A 20,702-nucleotide genomic window follows, 5' to 3' on the forward strand; every position below is an offset into this window, starting at 1 on the left:
TAAGCGCTTCGACTTCAAGTGTCCGATCGAGGTTATGGACGAGGTGATGCAGGAAGCTATGGCTATGCGGCATGATGCTCCAGCTTCAATTCAATAACCGTGTTGCACTCAGCTCCTGTAACCGCCCACTTTAATGTCAGGAAGCTTAAGCTCTGTTAGTGTTTTGGCTATTCTCTCTCCTCTTGGAAGACTGGTTGAAAGAGCCAGGAATATTTCCAATAACCCATTAAGTCAATCCCTCTACACTGGGCGCACCGATGAGTTTGGCCAAATAGAGTTTGCTTTACGAATGATGCAAGCTGAAACAGGCGCCATAGTAGGTCGCATAGGTGATGCATCAAATCGGCTTAGCGAACACACCCGAGGCCTACTAAAGGATATTGAGTCAAGCAATGTACTTACAGTTGAGCAGCAGGCAGAGACAGATCAAATAGCAACGGCAGTAAACCAAATGGCGGCAAGCATTCAAGAGGTTGCGAGCAATGCACAGCATGCTGCAGATGCGGCCGGAAGAGCAGACACTGAGACGGCATCTGGCCAGCGTCTGGTAGCCCACACAAGCCAGTCAATCACTGCCCTTGAAGGTGAAATTAGGCAAGCCGCTCAGGTTATTCATGAGCTTGAAGGTAAAAGTAACGAGATATCAAAAGTTCTTGACGTTATACGAGGGATCGCCGAGCAAACGAATTTGTTGGCACTCAACGCAGCAATTGAGGCCGCGCGTGCTGGTGAGCAGGGGCGTGGTTTTGCTGTTGTCGCCGATGAGGTTCGCAGTCTTGCTGCTCGCACACAGCAATCGACAACGGATATTCAAAGCATGATCAGCGCTCTACAAGAGCGAGCGCAATCCGCTGTTACAGTCATGGAGCAAAGTAGTCGGCAAGCGCACACGAGTGTAGCTCACGCAGAGGAAGCAGCTACAGCTCTTGATGGAATTGGCCAACGCGTTAACGAAATTACCGACATGAACGCGCAAATAGCGACTGCGGTCGAGCAGCAGGGAGCAGTAAGTGAAGACATAAACCGCAGTATTATCAATATACGCGATGCTGCTGATACCAATGTACAGACCGGGCAGAATAATTTGCAAAGTGCGAAATCTGTCGCTCAGTTAACTAGCGCTCTGAGCGAACTGGCAAAACAGTTTTGGGAAAAACGAGGATAACGCTTTTCAGTATCTCGACAGGGATAACTTACTTTACCATCGGTTATCCCTTTTAGCCGCACAAATTTTAGCCATGGCTTTTCAGGAAGTCAGGGCTATCAGAATGGCCTTAGAAAGCCTAGTCAAAGAGCTGTCACGAGAACACCGTTAGCTTAGCGTACGATTTTTTCCGAATTCTGCGGTTCCCCCGAGATGGGCCTGGACACGGGTGATAGATGCTGAATTAAGCCGTGTGACGGCAGGCTGTGCTGGGCTGCACGTCGGCATGGGCGTGCGTGGTCAGGACGCAAAAACACACTTGCCCGCAATGGCGGGCAAGTGTGTTTGCAGAGGGGGAGTGCGTTGTTGCTTATTGTTTGTTGCGACCGGCAATCACCACCAGGATCAGCGACGCCAGGATCAGGATCGAACTGATAGCGGCAATGGTCGGATCGATCTCGTCGCGCAGCGCCGTGAACATGCGCTTGGTCAGAGTCTGGTTGTCGCCGCCGGAGATGAACAGCGCCACCACAGTTTCATCCAGCGAGGTGATGAAGGCGAACAGTGTCGCCGAGACCACACTGGGCTTGATCTGCGGCAGGGTCACGGCCATGAAGGCGCGAAAGCGGTTCATGCCCAGGCTGCGCGCCACCATTTCCTGGGACATGTCGAAGTTACGCAGACCGGCCAGCAGCGCGATGATCACGTAGGGCAAGGCGAGCATGATGTGCGCCAGCACCAGGCCGGTCAGCGTGCTGATCAGGCCGACCCGGGCGTAAACGAAGAACACGCCGGCGGCGATCAGGATGATGGGCACCATCATCGGCAGCAGCAGGATGATCTGCAGCGTACGCACCACCTTCAGGCTGGAGTTGTTGATGGCGTAGGCGGCCGCCATACCAATCGGCAGGCTGATGGCCATGGTGAAAAATGCCGTGATCAGACTGACCCGCGCCGCCGACATCCACTCCACGCTGTTGAAGAACGCCTCGTACCAGTGGAAGGACCATTGCTTGGGAGGGAATTGCAGGAAGCGCGCCTCGGAGAACGACATGGGTACCACGATCAGCACCGGGATGATCAGGTACAGCAGGATCGCCGCGACCAGCACCGTGAACAGCACGTGGGACAGGCGAAGGTGACGCAGGTTGGCAAGCAGGTTCATTTAGCGCGCTCCCAGGATGCGTTCGATGGGGATGAAGCGATTGATGCCCCAGAAGATCAGGAACACCACAAACAGCAGCACCAGGCCGACTGCGCTGGCTGCGCCCCAGGCGTGATAGAGCTCGACGTTGCGTTGCACCAGCATCGACACCAGGATCGTGCGGCCACCGCCGAGCAGTTCCGGGGTGATGAAGAAGCCTAGGCAGATGACGAACACCAGGATGGAACCGGCCATGACCCCCGGCGCTGCCATCGGCAGGAAGACCCGGCGGAAGGTGTAGAAGGGTTTGGCGCCAAGGCTCTCGGACGCTTGCATGAGGTCCTGGGGGATTTTTTTCATCACCGAATACAGCGGCAGGACCATAAAGGGCAGCATGACGTGCAGGGTGCCGATTACCGTGCCAGTGGTGTTGTGCATCAGCGTCAGGGGTTGGTCGATGATGCCAAGGTCCATCAGCGTCTGATTGACCAGTCCGCGGCGTTGCAGGAGCACCAGCCAGGCATAGGCCCGCACCAGCACGCTGGTCCAGAACGGCAGGATCACGCAGATCAGAATCAGGTTGGCCCAGAAACCCTGCAGGCGCGAAGCGGCGTAGGCAATGGGGAAGCCCATGACGATCGACAGGATCGTCACCAGGAAACTGATCTTGAAGGTCAGGGCGAAGGTGTCCCAGTAAATGCTTTCCTGGAAAATCCGGATGTAGTTGGCCAGGGAAAACCCTTCCTCGGTCTGGACCGACTGAAAGGCCAGCCAGCACAGCGGCATGATCAACAGCACCACGACCATGACCAGCGCCGGGGTGAGCAGCAACAGCATGGAGGTGTGCTCCTTGCGTTCTTCACGGGCCAGGGCGTCTTCGCTGGTCATGGGCGGCTGGTGCTGCTGGTCGCTGGAGTCGGGCATGGATTTGGCGAGATAGGCGTTGGACATGATGACCTCTCGTCACTGCGCAGTGCTGGAGGGTATCCAGCACTGACGGGTAGCGCTGGCGGTGGCAGTCGTCCTGGCGGACAGCAGGGTGCGGTGCTCGGGTAATGTCATGTGAAGAACTCCCAATGGTGGGCAGGTACTTGAGGCGAGCGCGAGTTGTCTGCACAGGTCACTCTGCGGGACCCTCAGGCCTAATGTACCGGGATGCCAACGAATGAAGTGGACGCAATTGACCGGTGCGCAAGCGCTTTATGTCGAAATCGCGGGGGCAGACGGCATGTCCTGCGCCGAGGCCTCTGGCCTGCGGCGCAGCAACGGCCGATGGCTATTTTTTCTGGACGAAGGACAACCAGCGTTCTTCGGCCTTGACCCCGGCTTCGGAGGCCCACCATTGCGCCGAGAGCAGGGCCTGGCGCGAGATGTTGCCGGGTGCGGAAGGCAGCTTGGCCTCGCGCTCGGCCGGGATTACCCCGGTCTTGAAGGCTTCGGGGTTGAGCGGGCCGTAGTCGATGATCATCGGCAACGCCGCTTGCAGTTTGGCATCGATGGCCTCGTTGACGAATTTCATGGCGGCCACCTTGTGCGGCGAGCCTTTGAGGACGCACAACGAGTTGGTTTCCAGCACACCCTGGTTGTAGTCGAATGCCACGGGTGCGCCGGCGGCCTGTACGGCGGTGATACGGCCGTTCCAGGCCTGGATCATGTCCACTTCGCCGTCGCTGATCAGCTGCGCCGACTGCCCGCCGGACGTCCACCAGGTGGCGATGTCGGGCTTGATCTGCTCAAGCTTGCGGAAGGCGCGATCGACGTCCAGCGGATAGAGCTTGTCCATCGGCACGCCATCGGCCAGCAGCGCGATTTCCAGGGTTGGACGTGGCAGGTTACGTAGGGAGCGCTGGCCCGGGTATTTTTTGGTGTCCCAGAAGTCGGCCCAGGTCTTGGGTACGTCCGCGCCTTTGAACGCGTCCGTGCGATACGCCAGCACCGTGGAGTAGCTGATGTAGCCGACGCTGTATTCGTCCTTGAGGCTGTCGGGTATTTGCGCGGCATTGGGAATCAGCGCAAGGTCGAGCTTCTCGAACAGCCCTTCGGCTTCGCCACGGATGCAGTCGCCAGTGGGCAGGTCCACCACGTCCCAGGTGACCTTGCCGCTCTCGACCTGGGTCTTGATGATCGGGTAGGCCTTGGGCGAGCTGTCCTGTTTGAGCGTCAGACCGAGCTTTTTCGCCGCAGGCTCCAGGATCGCCTTGCTCTGGGCTTCCTGATAAGCACCGCCCTGGGATACGAACGTGATGTCCTCGGCCATGGCCTGGGTGGCGCTACCGATGAACAGGGCCAGACTCGCGAGTTGGAAAGCTGTAGTGCGCAATGTGCTCATGGAAAGACTCCGAATGGTTGGCAGATTTTCTTGGGCGAGCTGTAGGTTTTGTTGTCGGTCGCTCTGCGGGACCATGGAGGTCTAATGTACCGGCTTGTCCGTGAACGAAGCGGCTACAAATGCGCGGATGAAAAGTGGTTTATTGCGAAAATGCGAACGGGCACAGTATTTCGTGCGTCGGGTGCGGGCTTGCGCGCCTGTCGCGAGCAGCCCCGAAGCCCCCGGTAGGAGCGAGCATGCTCGCGATGGCGGTGTGTTGGGTGAGTCATAGCCAAGTCATTCAGCCCACCGTCATCCGCCTCACCACGCGCCGAATCATCGGCGCCGCCAGCACCACCACCGGCAACATCGATACCCACGACAGCGCCCACGCGTTCAACCAGCGGCCGGCAAAGGCCAGGTCGAGCGCATGGGGTGTGGTGGCGATGGCGGCCGCGACCGCGCAGGTCAGGCCGGATTGAACGACGCCGAAAACGAAATGCTCATAACGGGCGGGGATTTTCATCGGGGGTTCTCGAGAAAGAGCGGGGGGGCGCGATGCCCGGCCGCTCGGGCACGATCAAGCCGGTTGCAGTTGCGCGATAGTCTCTTCGGTGGTCCACAGCCCGTGGGCGAGGAAGCGGTAATTGATGATGGCCGCCAGGTAGCCGTCGCCATCCGGCAGGCGCGGGCCGGCGGTGGCGTCGCGTACCACGACTATTTCAAAGCCCTGTTCGAGCAGTTCGCGCAGGTGTGATTCCACGCAAAGGTTGGCCGCCATGCCGGCGAGGATGATCTGCGACACGCCTTTCTTGCGCAATTGCAGCGCCAGGTCGTTGGTTTCCGGGCCGTAGACCTTGTGCGGCGAGGCGATGATGGTCTCGCCGTCGAGAATGTACGGCTTGTAGATCTCGAGGAAATCGGCGCCGGAGCCTTCGAAGTTTTCCAGGGTGTTCGGTCCCTTGCGATCGAACATGCAGATGCTGTGCATGACCTTTTCCAGCGGACCGCCAAAATGCCAGTCGTGGTCGTGCGGGTAGTAATAGTGTGGCGACACGGCCACGGGCAGGTCGTGAGCCTTGAAGGCCTTGAACAGTTTTTCCAGGTTTTCGACGGTGTTGTTCTCGACGATGCTCTCACCGAACACCGCCCAACTGGCGCCGGCAGGGCTGAGGAAGTCGTTCTGTGGGTCGATGACCACCAGGGCGGCTTTGCTCAGGTCGAGCTTGAAACCAGTGGCAGGCAGTGCGGGTTCGGCGGGGTCGGCGTACAGATGGCTCATGACGATTTACCTCTTGGGTGCTTGCGTGGATGAGACGTGAATGTTGCTTTATATAAATGACCAGTCGTCTTATTAATGAGGAAAAAAAACTCACTCCAATAGCCGAGGCAAGACCATCGATACGAAACGCTGCAGAGGTGCACCGTCGCGCAGGACCTTGCCGCGCATGACCGCACCTTCCCAGCCTTCGACGATGACACTGGCCAGCGCTTCGGCGTCGTGAGTTTCAGAGAGTTCGCGGCGCTGCTGCGCTTCACGCAGGCAGCTCGCGAGCAAACCTTCCCAGCGCGCCAGCACATCGGCCAGACGCTTGCGGGTTTGTTCGCTGCCATTGGACATTTCCAGGGACAGGTTGCCAATCAGGCAACCCAGGCTGTATTCATGCTCGCCGTGCTCGAGCACCAGGGCCTGGAAGAACTGGCCGATGCGCTCCAGCGGCTTGACCCGGGCGTCGTAGAAGATCGGCCCGTGGCGGGTTTCGATCGAGGTCCAGTATTCCTCGAGGATCTCTGCCGCGAAGTCTTCCTTGCTGGCGAAGTAGTTGTAGAAAGAGCCCTTGGGAATCTCGGCAGCGGCGGTGATGTCCTGGACGCCGCAGCCGTTGAAGCCACGGTTGTGAACCACCTGGCGGCCAATCGACAGCAAACGGGATCTGACTTCGAGGTTGACCGGGCGAGCCATGACAGAGACATCCAGTGATGAGAAAGTTTTAATAAACTAACTGGTCATCTATGTTTCGTCAACAGTCGAATTGACTGCCAATCAGTCCGCCTGCGCCATCTCGATGTACTCGCGCATCTTCTCGTTGCCATCGAGAATGTCACGGCAGATGGCCGCCCGTGCCGCCGCGCCATCGCGGCGCTTGAGTGCGTCGAGCACTTCCCAGTGATGGTCGATGGCCATGCGCTCGTTGAAGTTGCCATAGGCACGGGCGATCAGTGGGCCGGTGCGCATCCACAGGCTATCGAGCAAACCCGCCAGCACCGGCATGCGCGCGATGGTGGTCAGCGCGTAGTGAAATTGCTGATTGCACTTGAGAGCGGCTTGCAAGTCCTGGGCGTTGATCGCGGCGATGTTGTTTTCGATGCAGGCTTGCAGGTCTGCGAGTTCGCTGTCGGTCACCAGCGCGGCGGCCGTCTCCGCAGCCAGGCCTTCAAGCGCCAGGCGGATGCTGCGGATCTCGCCGTATTGCGCGGCGGTGAGGATGGGTACGCGGATGTCACGCGGGGTCTTGAGGATCAGCGCCTGTTCCTTGGCCAGTTGCAGGATCGCGTCGCGCACCGGTGTGACGCTGGTGCCCAGTTGTTCGGCCAGGTCGCGGATGCGCAGGCGGTCATCGGGCTGGAAACGCCCGGTGATCAGTGCCTCGCGCAGCAACTCGTAGATGCCACTGCCCAGGTAAGAGTGATTGAGGGTTTGAATAGGGTAGGGGTTGCTCATTGATCGCTCATCTGCGGCGGATGCCCGGCCCGAATGATGGAAGTTTCCGGCCGGGATTTCCAGATTATTTCAGACGTGCTGACCACCGTTGACATGAATCTCCGAACCGTTGATGTACGACGCGCCTCGGGTGCAGAGGAAATGCACCAGGGATGCGACTTCTTCCGGCTTGCCCAAGCGGTGCATGGGGATCTGCTGATCGACGATCAGTTCGGTCCCGGCAGACAGGATCGACGTCTCGATCTCACCCGGTGCAATCGCATTGACCCGCACACCGTGTGGCCCGAAATCATGGGCCATTTCCCGCGTCAGTGCGGCCAGTGCAGCTTTCGAGCAGGCGTAGGCGACCCCGGCAAACGGGTGCACCCTGGAACCTGCAATCGAGGTGACGTTGATCACCGAGCCTTGCGCCGCCTTGAGCTCATCGAACAGCCCTTGGGCCAGTAACGCCGTGGAAAACAGGTTGACGTTGAACACGCTGAGCCAGGTGGCGTAATCGGATTCCAGCACGCCCAATCGTGCGCCGGCTTCGCCTTTGGGTGAAATGCCGGCGTTGTTCACCAGGGCATCGAGGCGTCCGCCGAGTTTCTCCCGGATCAATGGCAGGCTGCGGCGCACTTCGTCGATGTCTTCCAGGTCCAGGTGGATGTGGTTCAACTCGCCTTCAGCCCAGGGGCAGCCTTCGGTCCAGTTCTGTCGCGAGGCCGTAAACACGCGCCAGCCCGCAGCGTTGAAGTGCTTCACCGTGGCATGGCCGATGCCACGGCTCGCACCGGTGAGGAGGAGGGTTCGTTGCTCGGTCATGCAGGCGCTCCTGAGGAAGGGGTGGAGTGGTGAGACTATACCAGTAAAAATTATGATGCATCATATTCTAAATATGTTACTAATGAGCTGCGCCTCGGAATCATCGCCGTGCGCCGGCCACCAGGTGCAAGACACCCGGCGCTGACCGAAATATTGCTGCCAAAAACAAAAAAACCACCTGCCATCCCTTAGCTGCCGCTCACGCACGTAGCGAATTCGGAGAGACGCATGAACAGCAAAATCGCAACTGTACTGATGCTTGGAATGCTTGCCGGCCCTTTGAGCGCCGCTGAAAAACTGACCGTGGTGTCCTTCGGCGGCAACAACCGCCAGGCCCAGGAAAAAGCCTTCTACAAACCCTTCACCTCGGAAAAGAAAGTGGCGATCACGGCCGATGACTACAACGGCGAAATGGCCAAGATCCGGGTCATGGCCGACACCGGGAAAACCAGCTGGGACGTGGTCGAGGTCGAATCCCCCGAGCTGTTGCGCGGTTGTAGCGAAGGCCTGTTCGAGCCATTGGACTGGTCGCGCATCGGCAAGAAAGAAGATTTCATCCCGGCCGCCGTCAGCGATTGCGGGGTGGGTATCTTCATCTGGTCTACCGTTCTGACATACGACCCGAAAAAACTCGCCAGCGCGCCACAGGGCTGGGCGGATTTCTGGGACGTGAAGAAATACCCCGGCAAGCGCGGCCTGCGCCGTGGCGCCAAGTTCACCCTGGAGTTCGCCCTGTTGGCCGATGGCGTGGCCAAGGAAGATGTCTACACCTTGCTCGGCACCGAGGAGGGCGTGCAGCGGGCCTTCCGCAAACTGGATCAGATCAAGCCCGACATCCAGTGGTGGGAATCCGGCGCGCAGCCGTTGCAATGGCTGGCGGCAGGCGACGTGGTGATGACTTCGGCCTATAACGGGCGTGTCACCTCGGCGCAGGCGGAGGGACAATCGTTTGAAATGCAGTGGAATGGCAGCCTGTACGACCTGGATCACTGGGCCATCGTCAAAGGCTCGCCGAAGAAGGCCCTGGCGGAAAACTTCATCGCGTTTGCCAGTGCACCGGTTCAGCAGAAGCACTTTGTCGAGGCCATTCCTTATGGGCCAAGCAACACCAAAACCGTGGCACTGGTCGATGAGGCGGTGGGCAGCAAACTGCCGACTTCACCGGATAACCTGAAGAACGCCCGGGCCACGGATGCCGAGTTCTGGATCGACCACGGCGAAGACCTGGAAGAGCGTTTCATCGCTTGGGCCAACAAGTAATGCAAGGGGCCTGCGCGAGCAGGCCACATCACCGAAGCGAGGAGTCATGAACAATGCCGCTTGAGAAAGTATCGGCGCAACCCTGTCTGCTGGAGGCGGCCCCTGCCCGTGTCAGTGACGGGCAGGTCCTTGGGGTCCTTGCGCAGCACTACGCGATCAGCGGAAAACTCGAGCAACTGGGCGGCGAGCGCGACCTCAATTTCCGGGTCATGCTCGCGGACGGTACGTCGCGTCTGTTCAAGTTGTCGCATCCATTGGAAAACCCGCAGGTCGTGGACTTCCATAACCAGGCCATGCTCCAGATCGAGCGTAACGATCCGGCGTTGCCGGTGCAGCGTGTCTTTGCATCACTCGGCGGGCGATTCGTGGAGCCGGTCGAAATCGAAGGCCAGCGCATGTTGGTCCGTCTCCTGTCCTTCGTTGACGGCTTGCCGCTGCACCGCGTCGCCCACACATCGGTGAATTTCAGGCAGAACCTGGGCCAAGCGCTCGCCCGGTTCGACCTGGCCCTGGACGGCTTCAGCCATCCCGCTGCCGGGCACGTCCTGCTGTGGGACATGCAACACGCCCAGCGCCTCAGGCCCCGGCTGAAACACATCGAGCCGGGCGTTCGTCGCGACCGGATCGAACACAGCCTGGACCGCTTCGAATCCCAGGTACTGGGCAAGTGCGCCACGCTGCGCCACCAGGTGATCCATAACGACATGAACCCGCACAACATCATCGTCGATCCGGATCAGCCCGATGTGTTGCGCAACATCCTGGATTTTGGCGACATGGTCCACGCGCCGTTGGTCAACGAGGTCGCGGTCGCGGCATCGTACCAATTGGGGGTGGCGGGCGACGTCCTGGCCCCGGCGCTGGACATGATCCGCGCCTATCACCAGGTCAATCCCCTCACCGGCGAAGAATTGCAACTGCTGCCGGTGCTGATCTCCACACGCCTGGCGTTGTCGTTGTGCATCAATTATTGGCGGGCCGACCTGCACCCGGACAATCGCGAGTACATCCTGCGCAACTCATACCGCGCCCAGGATGCCCTGGCGGGATTGTCCGCAATGGCACCCGCCGAGATCCACGACAGAATCCTTGCCGCTTGCACCCAGGAGGTTGGCGCATGAGCATGATCAACGGTTTCACTTCTGAAGATGCCGATCGCCTGTCAGACAAGGAAAAACGCCTTGTCGAACGCCGGGCACGGTTGCTCGGCCCGGCCTATCGACTGTTCTACGAACACCCCTTGCACACGGTGCGCGGCGAGGGCGTGTGGCTGTACGACGAACAAGGCCGGCGGTATCTGGATGCCTACAATAACGTGGCGTCGGTGGGGCATTGTCATCCCCGGGTGGTCGAGGCGATCAGCCGGCAGGCCGGGCAACTCAACACCCACACTCGCTACTTGCAGGAGGGCATGCTCGATTACGCCGAGCAACTGCTGGGCACCTTTCCCGAGTACCTCGAGCGGGTCATGTTTACGTGCACCGGCAGCGAGGCCAACGATCTGGCGTTGCGCATCGCCAAACAGTTTACCGGCGGCACCGGCGTGATCATCACCCGCTTCGCGTATCATGGCGTCACGGGTGATATCGCCGAGCTTTCTCCGTCGCTCGGCCCGAGCATGGTTCTGCCACCCCACGTGCGCACCGTTCGCGCCCCCGATGCTTATCGGCTGGGTGCGGATCAAGTGGCCTCGACCTTCGTGGCTGACGTCCGTGCGGCCATCGATGACCTGCGCAAACACGGCATTCGTCCGGCGGCGATCCTGCTCGACGGCATTTTCGCCAGCGATGGCGTCTTTGCGGGCCCAACCGGCTGCATCGCCGAAGGGATCGCATTGGCCCAGGCCGAAGGCCTGTTGTACATCGCCGATGAAGTCCAGTCCGGCTTCGCCCGCACTGGCCTGAACATGTGGGGTTTCCAGCGGCACGACGTGCGCCCCGACCTCCTGACCCTGGGCAAGCCGATGGGCAACGGCCACCCCATCGCCGGCCTGGTCGGTCGAGCGCAAGTGGTCGATCACTTTGGCCAGAACATGCGCTACTTCAACACCTTTGGCGGCAACCCGGTGTCCTGCGCAGCGGGGCAGGCCGTGCTGGACGTCATCCGTGACGAACAGTTGCAGCAGCGCTCGCACACCCTGGGTGAATGTCTGTTGACGGGGTTGCGGGAGCTGGCCGAGCGTTACCCGATCATCGGCGATGTGCGCGGTGCCGGGATGTTCCTGGGGGTCGAGCTGGTGACCGATCGCGCCACAAAAGCGCCTGCCGCCACGCAGACCCGTCAGGTGGTCAACGCGATGCGCGAGCAGGGCGTATTGATCAGTGCTGCCGGGCCGCTGGAAAACGTGCTGAAGATTCGCCCGCTGCTGGCCTTCGAACAGGAGCATGCGCACTTGCTACTGGAAGCGGTCGGCACGGCGCTGGAAGGGCTGCAGCCGTAGCGGTTCAGACGATATCGTCGATCAGGATATGGTGCTGCCCACGGCTGCAGCGTTCGATGCGCGCCTCGACCTTGTACACCGCGCGCAGCATCTGCTCGTTGATCACTTCATGGCTCGGGCCGCTGCCCTGAGCGGTGCCATCGGCGATGACCAGCACCTGATCGGCGAAGCGCAAGGCCTGGTTCAGGTCATGGATGGCGATGAACACGATGACTTCGCGCTTTCGCGCCAGGTCGCGCATGAAGTTCAGCACCTGGACCTGGCGGTGCATGTCGAGGGCGCTGGTGGGCTCGTCCATCAGCAGGATCTGCGGTTCGCGCACCAGCGTCTGGGCGATTGAGACCAGTTGTTGCTGGCCGCCGCTGAGTTCACCCAGGTTGCGGAATGACAGCGGCGTAATGCCCAGGGCGTCGAGGATCTCATCGACCAGTTTCAGTTCGTCATCGTGGACCACCCAACCCGGTGTCAGTTGCTTGCGCGCCAGCAGCACCGATTCGTACACGGTCAAACGGGCGCTGGCGTTGAGGCCCTGGGGCATGTAGCTGATGCCTTTCATGCCTTTTTCCGCGCCTTGCAGCTTTACCTCGCCGGGCCCGTCGATCAGCCCTGCCATGCGTTTGAACAGGGTCGATTTACCTGCGGCATTGGGCCCGACCACGGCGACCACCTGGCCGCCGACAAACTCGGTGGTGGTCACACCGCTGATGATCGTGCGCTGGCCATAGCTGGCGCCGAGGTCTTGCAGCTGGATCGTTACCATGAGTTTTTCTTTGCGCCGAGAATCAGAGAGATAAAGAACGGTACGCCGATCAGGGACGTGACCACGCCGATGGGGAAAATCGCGCCGGGGATCAGGGTTTTGCTGACCACCGAACTCGCCGACAGGATCAGTGCGCCGGTGAGCAACGAGGCCGGCAGGAAGAAACGTTGGTCTTCGCCAATCAGCATCCGCGCGATGTGCGGGCCGACCAGCCCGATAAAGCCGATGGTGCCGACGAAGGCCACGGGAAACGCAGCGAGCAGGCTGACCATGATCAGCGTCTGGAAACGCAGGCTGCGCACGTTGATACCGAAGCTGGCCGCCTTGTCATCCCCCAGCCGCAGGGCGGTGAGCGCCCAGGTGCGCCTGGCGAAAATCGGCAGGGTGATCAGGATCACCACACAGATCACGCCCAGCTTGGGCCAGGTCGCCTTGGTCAGGCTGCCCATGGTCCAGAACACGACGGCGGCCACGGCTTGCTCGGTGGCAAAAAACTGCACGAGTGCGAGCAACGCGTTGAACGTGAACACCAGGGCAATGCCGAGCAGCACGATGGTTTCGGCGGTGACGCCACGGCGCAGGCTCAAGAAGTGGATCAGCAGGGCGCAGAGCATGGCCATGATGAACGCGTTGGCCGGCACCATGTACTGCGCTGCCAGCGGAAACAGCGCCACACCGAACGCCAGCCCCATGGCGGCGCCGAAACTGGCTGCCGCGGAAATGCCCAGGGTGAACGGGCTGGCCAACGGGTTGTTGAGGATGGTCTGCATCTGCGCCCCGGCCAGCGATAACGCCGCGCCCACGGCGACCGCCATCAGTGCCACGGGCAGGCGAATATCCCACATCACCACCCGCACCTGCGGCGCGGCGCTGTCCGGTGAAAGCAGCGCACCGAGCACTTCGCCCAGGCTGTAGCTGGCCGGGCCCAGGGCCAGGTCAAGCAACACACTGCCCAACAACAGCAGCGTCAGGGCGCCGAGGATCAGGCGTTTGCGCACCACCAGGCGGCGGTAGGTGTCGCGCTGGACCATCGTATCGTTGATCGCATTCATGGCTTGATCTCGGGTTCGCCCAGGCTGACGAAATAGCCAGGCTCGTAGGGCACCGGCAGGAAGCGCTCATGCAACTCGCGAAACGCGGCTTGCGGATCGAGGTCTGCAAACAGCGTCGGATGAAACCATTTGGCCAGTTGCTGGATGGCCACGAACTGATAGGGGCTGTTGTAGAACTGGTGCCAGATGGCGTGGAAGGCCTGGCTGTCCTGCGCCTTGATTCCGGCATAGGCCGGGCGACCGGTGTACCAGGCCAGTTTGCGTCGGGCCTCGGCCATGTCCGCGCCCGGACCCACACCCACCCAATGCCCGCCCGGGGCGAAGGCTTCCCAGTTGGCGCTGGTCACGACAATCTGGTCAGGGTTGGCGACGATCACCTGCTCGGCGTTCAACTGGCCGAAGGTCGTGGGGATGATGTCCCTGGCGATGTTGTCGCCGCCGGCCATTTCGACGAAGCGGCCAAAGTTCTCGTTGCCAAAGCTCAGGCAGCAATCGTCGGTGTAGCCGCCGATGCGCTCGATGAACACCTTGGGGCGCGCAGGTTGGTGCGCGGCAATCACGTCGGTGACCCGGCGAATCTGCTGGTTGCGGAACGCGATGAACGCTTCGGCGCGTTGCTCCTTGCCGAACAATTGGCCGAACAGGCGCATGGTCGGCTCGGTGTTCTGCATCGGGTAGTTGCGAAAGTCGACGTACACCACGGGAATGCCCAGGGCGTCGAGCTTCTCGATGTAGCGCGCATCTTCGGTCGCGTGCTGGGCCTCGATATTGAGGACAATCACATCGGGGCGCTGCGAGATCGCTTGCTCGATGTCGAAGGTGCCGTCTTCAAACCCGCCGAAGGTGGGGATGTCGGCAATGCCCGGAAACTTGCGCAGGTAGGCGTTGTAGGTGTCGGGATCGGACTGGATGAGGTCCTTGCGCCAGCCGACGATACGCTCGATGGGGTTTTGCGTGTCCAGCGCCGCCACCAGGTACAACTGGCGGCCTTCGCCGAGAATCACCCGTTTGACTGGCAGGTTTACCTTGACCTTGCGCCCGAGCAAATCGGTCACGGTGCTGCGTGTGTCAACCGCTTCGTTGGCCAATGACGCCAGTGAAACCCCCAGCAATCCAGCAAACAGCAGCGCGGCCAGGGCGTGGCTGCGTCGAACAATGGTGAGCATGGGGTCGTCTCAGAAAACGGAAAATAAAGCACGCTAAGCGTGCGTGGAGGCTGGCACCCAGCGGTACAGCGTCGGAATGGACACGCCGAGGTTCTTGGCCACGTCCTTGGGCGGCACCCCGCTGGCCAGCAGCTTCTTGGCCGACTCGATCTTGCTGTCGGTCATCTTCGGCTTGCGGCCGCCTTTGCGGCCGAGCTGCTTGGCGACTTCCAGCCCGGCGCGGGTGCGCTCGACGGTCAGCTCGCGCTCCATTTCGGCAAGGCTCGCCATGACGTGGAAGAAGAACCGCCCGGATGGTGTGCCGGTGTCGATGGAGTCGGTGAGGCTCCTGAACTGGACACCGTGCTTGTGCAGATCGCCGACCAGATCGACCAGTTGCTTGACCGACCGGCCCAGCCGGTCGAGCTTCCAGACGACCAAAGTATCGCCTTCGCGCAGCATTTCGAGCGTCTTGGCCAAGCCAGGCCGGTCTGCCCGCGTGCCACTCACCTTGTCCTCGAAGACCTTTTTACATCCGGCCTTGCTCAAGGCTTCGCGTTGCAGCTCCAGGTTCTGATCCTGCGTCGAGACGCGCGCATAGCCAATCAACATGGCTTGTCTCGCGCCCGGTCGATGCGTTCCTGCATCGCCTGCATCACTTCTTCGTGGGTGTACGATCTGGCGTTGGCGTCGGTGGCTTGCCGCAGGGCTTCCTCAACCTCGCGCGTCATCCGCTCGTAATCCTCCGGCCACAGCGCTTGCTCCATGCGCAGCGACGCCTGACCCAGCAGGTGCAGCAGGCTGAACAGCCGCATGTCGTTGGTGGCGACGATGCGCTCCCGAATCTGCTCCTGAATAGCTTCGCTAGCCCGATGCGCTTGTGGTGTGGCAGTCCCCTCGTAGTCAGCGGGGAATTCCGCTTCCTCGGCAATCCTTGCCCAGGCGCTGGCCAGCGCCTCGATGGTTGACGTGCTCATTTCCGCCGCTCCTGTGCTCTTTGGCGAATCAACCGGCCAAGGGGCCTCGACGCGAAAACCAGCAGCATCACGCCTATCGGATACCAGGTCGAGAAGACCACCAAGGCATCGAAGGCTGGCCGTCCGGTGTTGGTAGGCAGTACGGCGGTCACAGCCATCAACCCGCCGACCGTCCAGATGATGCGCCACACGTAGGGCATCACGCGGGGCACGTAGCCGTCATCGAAAGCGGTCTGGTAGTAGCGGCGCAGGCCGCGCTCGGCAAGCGCCTGGCGCTGCCGCTCCGACAGCGCATCCGTCCGGCCATACCAGCGCCGGAATGGTGGACAGCGCAGCAGCAAAGGGGTGAAGAGGATCATCACCGCCACGATCGCGACACCCCACGCCATGACGGCGCCGGCATCGGGCCGCTTGGCGTTCTCGATCACGGGCGCGAAGACGCCCGGAGCACCGATCATCCAGAACAGCGCAATGTGCTGATGGAAGGAGAGCTTCATTTGCTCATCCACTTGCGCAGCAGGCGCTTTTTCAGGGAGGCGCGTTCTTGCGGGTTGCGTCCCTTGTGATTGGCGATGCGATCCGCCGTGGCGGCCTGGCGCTTGACGGGCCAGTAGGAGCGGCCATCCTTGCCCATCGACCAGACGCTGCTGGCCTGGTTTTCCAGCAGGGGCAGATGGGCGCTCAGGGCTTCGGGCGACGCGCTGGTCAGCGCCGTGCGCTCACGGGTGCGCCAGCGCTGATGCCAGAGCTTCTTGTCCTCGCGCTCGCTGCCGCAGGTCGTGTGCCCGACGATGGGTGTTTTGCGGCGGCTGCGGCTCATAACGTAGTGGTCTCCAAGAACATTCAGGACTGATCCCAGGCGTCGATGGTCAAGACCTGATCGGCAGGACAGGCGGCTACGCGGTCGGGAACTGGATGGTGTTCAGTCTCATGCCGACCCCATTCGATTGATCGCGTCGCTTGCGGCACGCTGCGACGCAAGGAGGTTTGCGACCTGGTTTAGCAGCCGTGTCCGCTGCATGTCTGTTACCTATCTCCCCGACCGCTCATTGGACCAACTCCAGAGATTGGGCTCTATCGCTCAGCCAATACGAAACCGGCATTGGCTGATGCCACAACCGAGACGAACACAAATGGCTCGGTACCTGTATTTCGCGCCCCGTGCACTTGGCCCGGTCTTGCCACGGCTATCTCACCTTCCCTGAGGGCACGAACAATCCCATTGCCCTGAAAGTAATCAGCCATTCCCGACAAAACAGTCCACGTGTCTTGGCCGTGAGGATGAATGTGAGCCGCAATTTCCTGCCCGGGATGGACATGCCAAACCACGATAATTGAGTCTCGGGTTTCAAGCACAACGGAACGAATAGGCTCGCCTTCGGACGGCTGAACATACTCGGCTACAGAAAATATTCTCGATTCAACAGTCATCGGAGATCCCTCTTTCACAGTGCCCCCAGACAGGCTGGATATGAGTTCTAACTCGAATTTGAACGGGAGGCTGGTCGTGCGGTCGTGCAGTTGCCGATGAGCGTGTCGGCTGCTGCCTCCTTGCCCACCAGCGAACTCACGTCCGTTGCGGCCATCCAGAAGGTCTTGCCCGAGCGCGGCTCATAGGTCGCGGGATCGAACACGCCAGAGGGGCCGAACATCGGCGGCTTGATTGGTCATGGCTCCATGCCTTTGTCGTTACGGTCTTCATCGTCGGCATCCTGACGCACGGCGGGCAATTGCTGGAGCAACGCCGGCAGCCATTCCTGTACCGTCTCCCACACCACATCGAGGTTGATGTCGAAATAGCCGTGAGCCATGCGATTACGCATATTGCGCATGCTGCGCCACGGCACGTCGGCATGCGCCTGGGTGAACTCGACGTAGCCATCCATCACCTTTGTGGCCGCCTCGCCGATGACGATCAGGCTCATGATGACGGCCTGCTGGGTGCGCTTGTCGGCCAAGAAGTCGTCCTTGGCCATCCCTTCCACGAAGCTGCGCGCATCGGTTGCGGCCTGCTGAATGTGGTCGAGGTAATCGGGCAGGCGGTTCTCGCTCATATCGGTTGCGCCTCCGCGAGCACCTTGGCCCGGAACTTCGGCGGCAGGTCGCCGGGAGTCAGCAGATCGACGTCAACGCCGAGCAGCGATTTCAGTTCTTCTTCCAAATCGCCCAAGTCCAACAACGTGGCACCGGGCAGCGCATCGACCAACAGGTCGAGGTCGCTGCCATCCCGGTCGGTGCCATGCAGCACCGAGCCGAAGACGCGCGGGTTCGCGGCGCGAAAGCGGCCTACCGCTTCACGCACTGCGCTTCGCTTCATGTCAAGCACAACAGACGGTCGCATGGGCATCCTTTCTTATCGAAACTCGTTGAGATGATATGCAATCAAGAATAGAATTTCAAGAACTATTTTCGAGAATCGCAATGCCTTGATTCCCGTGCCGCTGTCACTTTCAGAAGGCGACAGCACGAAATATCAAAAGTCGACCGCACGGTCTTTTCTGACGTTGGAGTCGCCTCAGAAAACGGAAAATAAAGCACGCTAAGGCGTAGTTCCCTCGGGCTACACCGCGTCCGCACTGCGCGGTTCTTTCTTCCCTTGCAGTGACGCAATCAGCGGGCAGGAAACGTTCCCCTTCCGCGCATGGCAGGCGCACACCAAATCAGACAGCACGGCCTCCATGCGCGCCAGGTCAGCCATCCTCTCGCGCACGTCCTTGAGCTTGTGCTCGGCCAGGCTGCTGGCTTCCTCGCAATGGGTGCCATCCTCCAGCCGCAGCAGCTCGGCGATCTCATCCAGGCTGAAGCCCAACCGCTGGGCTGATTTCACGAAGCGCACCCGCGTTACATCCGTCTCGCCATAGCGGCGAATGCTGCCGTAAGGCTTGTCCGGTTCCGGGAGCAAGCCCTTGCGCTGATAGAACCGGATGGTCTCCACATTGACCCCGGCCGTCCTGGCGAAAACGCCAATGGTCAGGTTCTCCAAATTGTTTTCCATATCGCTTGACTCCGTACATAACTACGGAAGTAAGCTTAAGCTATCCAATTCAGATTCGAAAGGACAAACGTATGTCTGAACCTCAAAACGGGCGCGGCGCGCTCTTCACTGGCGGGCTGGCCGCCATCCTGGGGTTTGGGGAGCAATGGAACAGAAAGTGCACTTAAGCCCTACCAGCGCCGTTCAGAGCCTTCTTCCCAGGCATCGGCTTCGATAAAGCAGTTGCGCATGTCGGCTTCCTGGCTGATCTCGGTCAGCAAGTCATGCACGGTCTTGTCCAGCTCATCGTCGCTCCGATACGGAATGGCCAGTTCGTAGTTGCCCGACTCCAGCCGTTTCATACTGTAGGGCTCCAAGCAGTAGCGCTCGATATTTTCCTTGGCCCGTTTCCGGCCGCGAACGAACTTGCTGTTGTTCACCACCGCCAGGCGCAGCGTGACGGTGGCCACCTGCTCGGCGGCGGGCTCTGCCGGCGACGCGACATTGCGTTGCTGACCTCGCGGCTGGGCGCTCTTCTGGTGTGCGCCGATCTCAACACCACGATGGCGCAGGTAGCTGTACAGCGTGCTCTTGGAGATGTGTAACTTCTCGCCGATGGCGCTGACGCTCAGGCGGCCCTCGCGGTACAGCGTCTCGGCCGCCATGGAGGTGGCCTCGGCCTTGGCTGGGAGGCCCTTGGGACGGCCACCGATCCGGCCCCGCGCCCGCGCGGCCGACAAACCCGCCTGAGTCCGCTCGCGGATCAGCTCGCGCTCGAACTCGGCCAGCGAGGCAAACAGGTTGAACACCAAGCGACCTTGGGCGTGGGTGGTGTCGATTGGGTCATTCAGGCTCTGCAAGCCGACCTTGCGCTCTGCCAGCTCGCCGACCAGCTCGACCAGGTGTTTGAGGGAGCGCCCGAGGCGATCCAGCTTCCAGATCACCACGGTGTCGCCCGCTCGAACATGGGCTAGCAACTTGTCCAACTCCGGCCGGGCGCTTTTCGCGCCGCTGGCGATGTCTTGATAGATGCGTTCGCACCCGGCCTGTTTCAGGGCATCGACCTGGAGGTCGGCGTTCTGATCCCGAGTGCTCACCCGCGCATAACCGATCTTCATCAAAAGTACCGTTTACTCGACTACGTTAGTAATAGTTGAACTTTGATTAAGCGTACCAGTTATTTGAACCGTAGCGCAGGTAGGTTAACCAGCCGATTCCTGTCCACTTAAAGTTCGGCAAAACGAAGGTTTTTTTGAACCATTGCATAGCCCTTTGTGATTGGCGTATAAACACACAAACACCTACTAGCGGGGAACGCCATGAATACGATTCGCTGGAATGTCGCCGTCTCGGCCGACACCGACCAGTCGCTTCGGATGTTTCTGGCCAGCCAGGGCGGTGGCCGGAAAGGCGACCTGTCGCGCTTCATTGAAGAGGCGGTGCGGGCCCACATCCTGGAACTGACGGCCGAACAGGCCAAGGCCGCTAATGCCCATCTGAGCGAGGCAGAGCTGACCGAAGCGGTTGACGAAGCGCTCGACTGGGCACGTAAGCGCTGATGCGGGTCGTGTTGGATACCAACATCCTGTTCAGCGCACTGATCTCGCCGCATGGCGCGCCCGATGCGATCTACCGTGCCTGGCGGGCGGCGCGTTTCGAGGTAGTGACCTCGCGGATGCAGCTCGATGAAATCCGCCGAGCCAGCCGCTACCCCAAGCTCCAGGCCATCCTTCAGCCCGCCAAAGTGGGAGCCATGATCAATAACCTGCAACGGGCTGTGGTACTGGAGCGTCTGACCATCGAGGTCGAAGCCGATGATCCGGATGACTCGTTTCTGCTGGCCATGGCCCTGGCAGGCGATGCGGACTACCTGGTGACCGGTGATCGCCGCGCCGGCCTGCTGCAACGCGGGCACATCGAACGCACGCGGATTGTCACGCCCGCCGTGTTCTGCGCCGAGGTGCTGTGATCG

26 protein-coding genes are annotated in these 20,702 nt (G+C 60.6%); 6 read left to right on the forward strand and 20 right to left on the reverse strand.

What is annotated here, in order from left to right:
* Window positions 1-133 precede the first annotated feature (133 nt).
* Complete coding sequence (locus tag AC19YT_RS19625) at window positions 134-1,165, forward strand: methyl-accepting chemotaxis protein (protein WP_081095687.1); 1,032 nt, start codon at window positions 134-136, stop codon at window positions 1,163-1,165.
* A 349-nt stretch (window positions 1,166-1,514) separates the two neighbouring features.
* Here AC19YT_RS19625 and AC19YT_RS19630 read toward each other — a convergent pair whose 3' ends face one another.
* The 8 genes from AC19YT_RS19630 to AC19YT_RS19665 form a co-directional block, all read right to left on the reverse strand.
* A complete protein-coding gene (locus AC19YT_RS19630) occupies window positions 1,515-2,309 on the reverse strand; it encodes an ABC transporter permease (RefSeq protein ID WP_003465028.1) in 795 nt (264 codons plus the stop codon).
* Complete coding sequence (locus tag AC19YT_RS19635) at window positions 2,310-3,239, reverse strand: ABC transporter permease (RefSeq protein ID WP_003465031.1); 930 nt, start codon at window positions 3,237-3,239, stop codon at window positions 2,310-2,312.
* Window positions 3,240-3,564: 325 nt separating this feature from the next.
* Window positions 3,565-4,617: an ABC transporter substrate-binding protein gene (locus AC19YT_RS19640; RefSeq protein WP_003465034.1), complete on the reverse strand. Its 1,053-nt coding sequence runs from the start codon at window positions 4,615-4,617 to the stop codon at window positions 3,565-3,567.
* A gap of 280 nt (window positions 4,618-4,897) precedes the next feature.
* The gene (locus AC19YT_RS19645; protein WP_003465037.1) at window positions 4,898-5,122 is read right to left on the reverse strand and encodes a DUF2798 domain-containing protein; all 225 of its coding nucleotides are present in this window, start codon (window positions 5,120-5,122) and stop codon (window positions 4,898-4,900) included.
* A gap of 54 nt (window positions 5,123-5,176) precedes the next feature.
* A complete protein-coding gene (locus tag AC19YT_RS19650; protein WP_003465039.1) occupies window positions 5,177-5,878 on the reverse strand; it encodes a cysteine hydrolase family protein in 702 nt (233 codons plus the stop codon).
* A gap of 90 nt (window positions 5,879-5,968) precedes the next feature.
* Window positions 5,969-6,559 (reverse strand): TetR/AcrR family transcriptional regulator, encoded by a 591-nt coding sequence (locus AC19YT_RS19655; protein ID WP_003465041.1) that lies wholly within the window; start codon window positions 6,557-6,559, stop codon window positions 5,969-5,971.
* Window positions 6,560-6,640: 81 nt separating this feature from the next.
* Window positions 6,641-7,318 carry a GntR family transcriptional regulator gene (locus AC19YT_RS19660; RefSeq protein WP_060763649.1) on the reverse strand — a complete coding sequence of 226 codons (678 nt, stop codon included), beginning with the start codon at window positions 7,316-7,318 and terminating at the stop codon, window positions 6,641-6,643.
* Window positions 7,319-7,387: 69 nt separating this feature from the next.
* Window positions 7,388-8,122, reverse strand: coding sequence for an SDR family NAD(P)-dependent oxidoreductase (locus tag AC19YT_RS19665; protein WP_016487047.1), 735 nt, complete (start codon window positions 8,120-8,122; stop codon window positions 7,388-7,390).
* Window positions 8,123-8,350: 228 nt separating this feature from the next.
* On the opposite strand from AC19YT_RS19665, the gene AC19YT_RS19670 reads away from it, so the two are divergent.
* From AC19YT_RS19670 to AC19YT_RS19680, 3 genes are read left to right on the forward strand one after another with little or no spacing between them, the layout of a single operon-like run.
* Entirely contained in the window at window positions 8,351-9,382 is a 1,032-nt protein-coding gene (locus tag AC19YT_RS19670; RefSeq protein WP_016487048.1) for an ABC transporter substrate-binding protein, read from the forward strand.
* A gap of 53 nt (window positions 9,383-9,435) precedes the next feature.
* Window positions 9,436-10,503, forward strand: a complete 1,068-nt coding sequence (locus tag AC19YT_RS19675) for a phosphotransferase (RefSeq protein WP_016487049.1) — start codon at window positions 9,436-9,438, stop codon at window positions 10,501-10,503.
* Complete coding sequence (locus AC19YT_RS19680; protein ID WP_016487050.1) at window positions 10,500-11,822, forward strand: aspartate aminotransferase family protein; 1,323 nt, start codon at window positions 10,500-10,502, stop codon at window positions 11,820-11,822. The genes AC19YT_RS19675 and AC19YT_RS19680 overlap by 4 nt, the downstream gene beginning before the upstream one ends.
* Before the next feature lie 4 nt (window positions 11,823-11,826).
* Here AC19YT_RS19680 and AC19YT_RS19685 read toward each other — a convergent pair whose 3' ends face one another.
* The 12 genes from AC19YT_RS19685 to AC19YT_RS19740 form a co-directional block, all read right to left on the reverse strand.
* A complete protein-coding gene (locus tag AC19YT_RS19685; RefSeq protein WP_016487051.1) occupies window positions 11,827-12,582 on the reverse strand; it encodes an ABC transporter ATP-binding protein in 756 nt (251 codons plus the stop codon).
* Window positions 12,576-13,634 (reverse strand): FecCD family ABC transporter permease, encoded by a 1,059-nt coding sequence (locus tag AC19YT_RS19690; RefSeq protein ID WP_016487052.1) that lies wholly within the window; start codon window positions 13,632-13,634, stop codon window positions 12,576-12,578. Before AC19YT_RS19690 ends, AC19YT_RS19685 begins: the two co-directional genes overlap by 7 nt.
* On the reverse strand, window positions 13,631-14,800 hold the full coding sequence (locus AC19YT_RS19695; protein WP_016487053.1) for an ABC transporter substrate-binding protein: 1,170 nt from the start codon (window positions 14,798-14,800) through the stop codon (window positions 13,631-13,633). Before AC19YT_RS19695 ends, AC19YT_RS19690 begins: the two co-directional genes overlap by 4 nt.
* A 33-nt stretch (window positions 14,801-14,833) precedes the next feature.
* Entirely contained in the window at window positions 14,834-15,391 is a 558-nt protein-coding gene (locus AC19YT_RS19700; protein ID WP_003100847.1) for a recombinase family protein, read from the reverse strand.
* A complete protein-coding gene (locus AC19YT_RS19705; protein WP_003100853.1) occupies window positions 15,385-15,756 on the reverse strand; it encodes a hypothetical protein in 372 nt (123 codons plus the stop codon). Before AC19YT_RS19705 ends, AC19YT_RS19700 begins: the two co-directional genes overlap by 7 nt.
* Window positions 15,753-16,253: a hypothetical protein gene (locus tag AC19YT_RS19710; RefSeq protein WP_003100856.1), complete on the reverse strand. Its 501-nt coding sequence runs from the start codon at window positions 16,251-16,253 to the stop codon at window positions 15,753-15,755. The genes AC19YT_RS19705 and AC19YT_RS19710 overlap by 4 nt, the downstream gene beginning before the upstream one ends.
* Complete coding sequence (locus AC19YT_RS19715; protein WP_003100858.1) at window positions 16,250-16,576, reverse strand: hypothetical protein; 327 nt, start codon at window positions 16,574-16,576, stop codon at window positions 16,250-16,252. Before AC19YT_RS19715 ends, AC19YT_RS19710 begins: the two co-directional genes overlap by 4 nt.
* A 254-nt stretch (window positions 16,577-16,830) precedes the next feature.
* Window positions 16,831-17,187 carry a cupin domain-containing protein gene (locus AC19YT_RS19720; RefSeq protein ID WP_003465043.1) on the reverse strand — a complete coding sequence of 119 codons (357 nt, stop codon included), beginning with the start codon at window positions 17,185-17,187 and terminating at the stop codon, window positions 16,831-16,833.
* A 236-nt stretch (window positions 17,188-17,423) separates the two neighbouring features.
* Window positions 17,424-17,810, reverse strand: coding sequence for a HepT-like ribonuclease domain-containing protein (locus AC19YT_RS19725; RefSeq protein WP_003100872.1), 387 nt, complete (start codon window positions 17,808-17,810; stop codon window positions 17,424-17,426).
* Window positions 17,807-18,097 (reverse strand): nucleotidyltransferase family protein, encoded by a 291-nt coding sequence (locus AC19YT_RS19730; protein ID WP_001247892.1) that lies wholly within the window; start codon window positions 18,095-18,097, stop codon window positions 17,807-17,809. The genes AC19YT_RS19725 and AC19YT_RS19730 overlap by 4 nt, the downstream gene beginning before the upstream one ends.
* 219 nt (window positions 18,098-18,316) lie before the next feature.
* Entirely contained in the window at window positions 18,317-18,751 is a 435-nt protein-coding gene (gene merR / locus AC19YT_RS19735) for a mercury resistance transcriptional regulator MerR (RefSeq protein WP_000429838.1), read from the reverse strand.
* A 170-nt stretch (window positions 18,752-18,921) separates the two neighbouring features.
* A complete protein-coding gene (locus AC19YT_RS19740; RefSeq protein WP_004574516.1) occupies window positions 18,922-19,848 on the reverse strand; it encodes a recombinase family protein in 927 nt (308 codons plus the stop codon).
* A 201-nt stretch (window positions 19,849-20,049) separates the two neighbouring features.
* On the opposite strand from AC19YT_RS19740, the gene AC19YT_RS19745 reads away from it, so the two are divergent.
* Window positions 20,050-20,289, forward strand: coding sequence for a ribbon-helix-helix domain-containing protein (locus AC19YT_RS19745; protein ID WP_004574517.1), 240 nt, complete (start codon window positions 20,050-20,052; stop codon window positions 20,287-20,289).
* Window positions 20,289-20,699 carry a putative toxin-antitoxin system toxin component, PIN family gene (locus AC19YT_RS19750; RefSeq protein ID WP_004574518.1) on the forward strand — a complete coding sequence of 137 codons (411 nt, stop codon included), beginning with the start codon at window positions 20,289-20,291 and terminating at the stop codon, window positions 20,697-20,699. The genes AC19YT_RS19745 and AC19YT_RS19750 overlap by 1 nt, the downstream gene beginning before the upstream one ends.
* The last annotated feature ends 3 nt before the right edge of the window (window positions 20,700-20,702 follow it).

The sequence above is a fragment of the Pseudomonas sp. MF08875 genome (genome assembly GCF_059862525.1).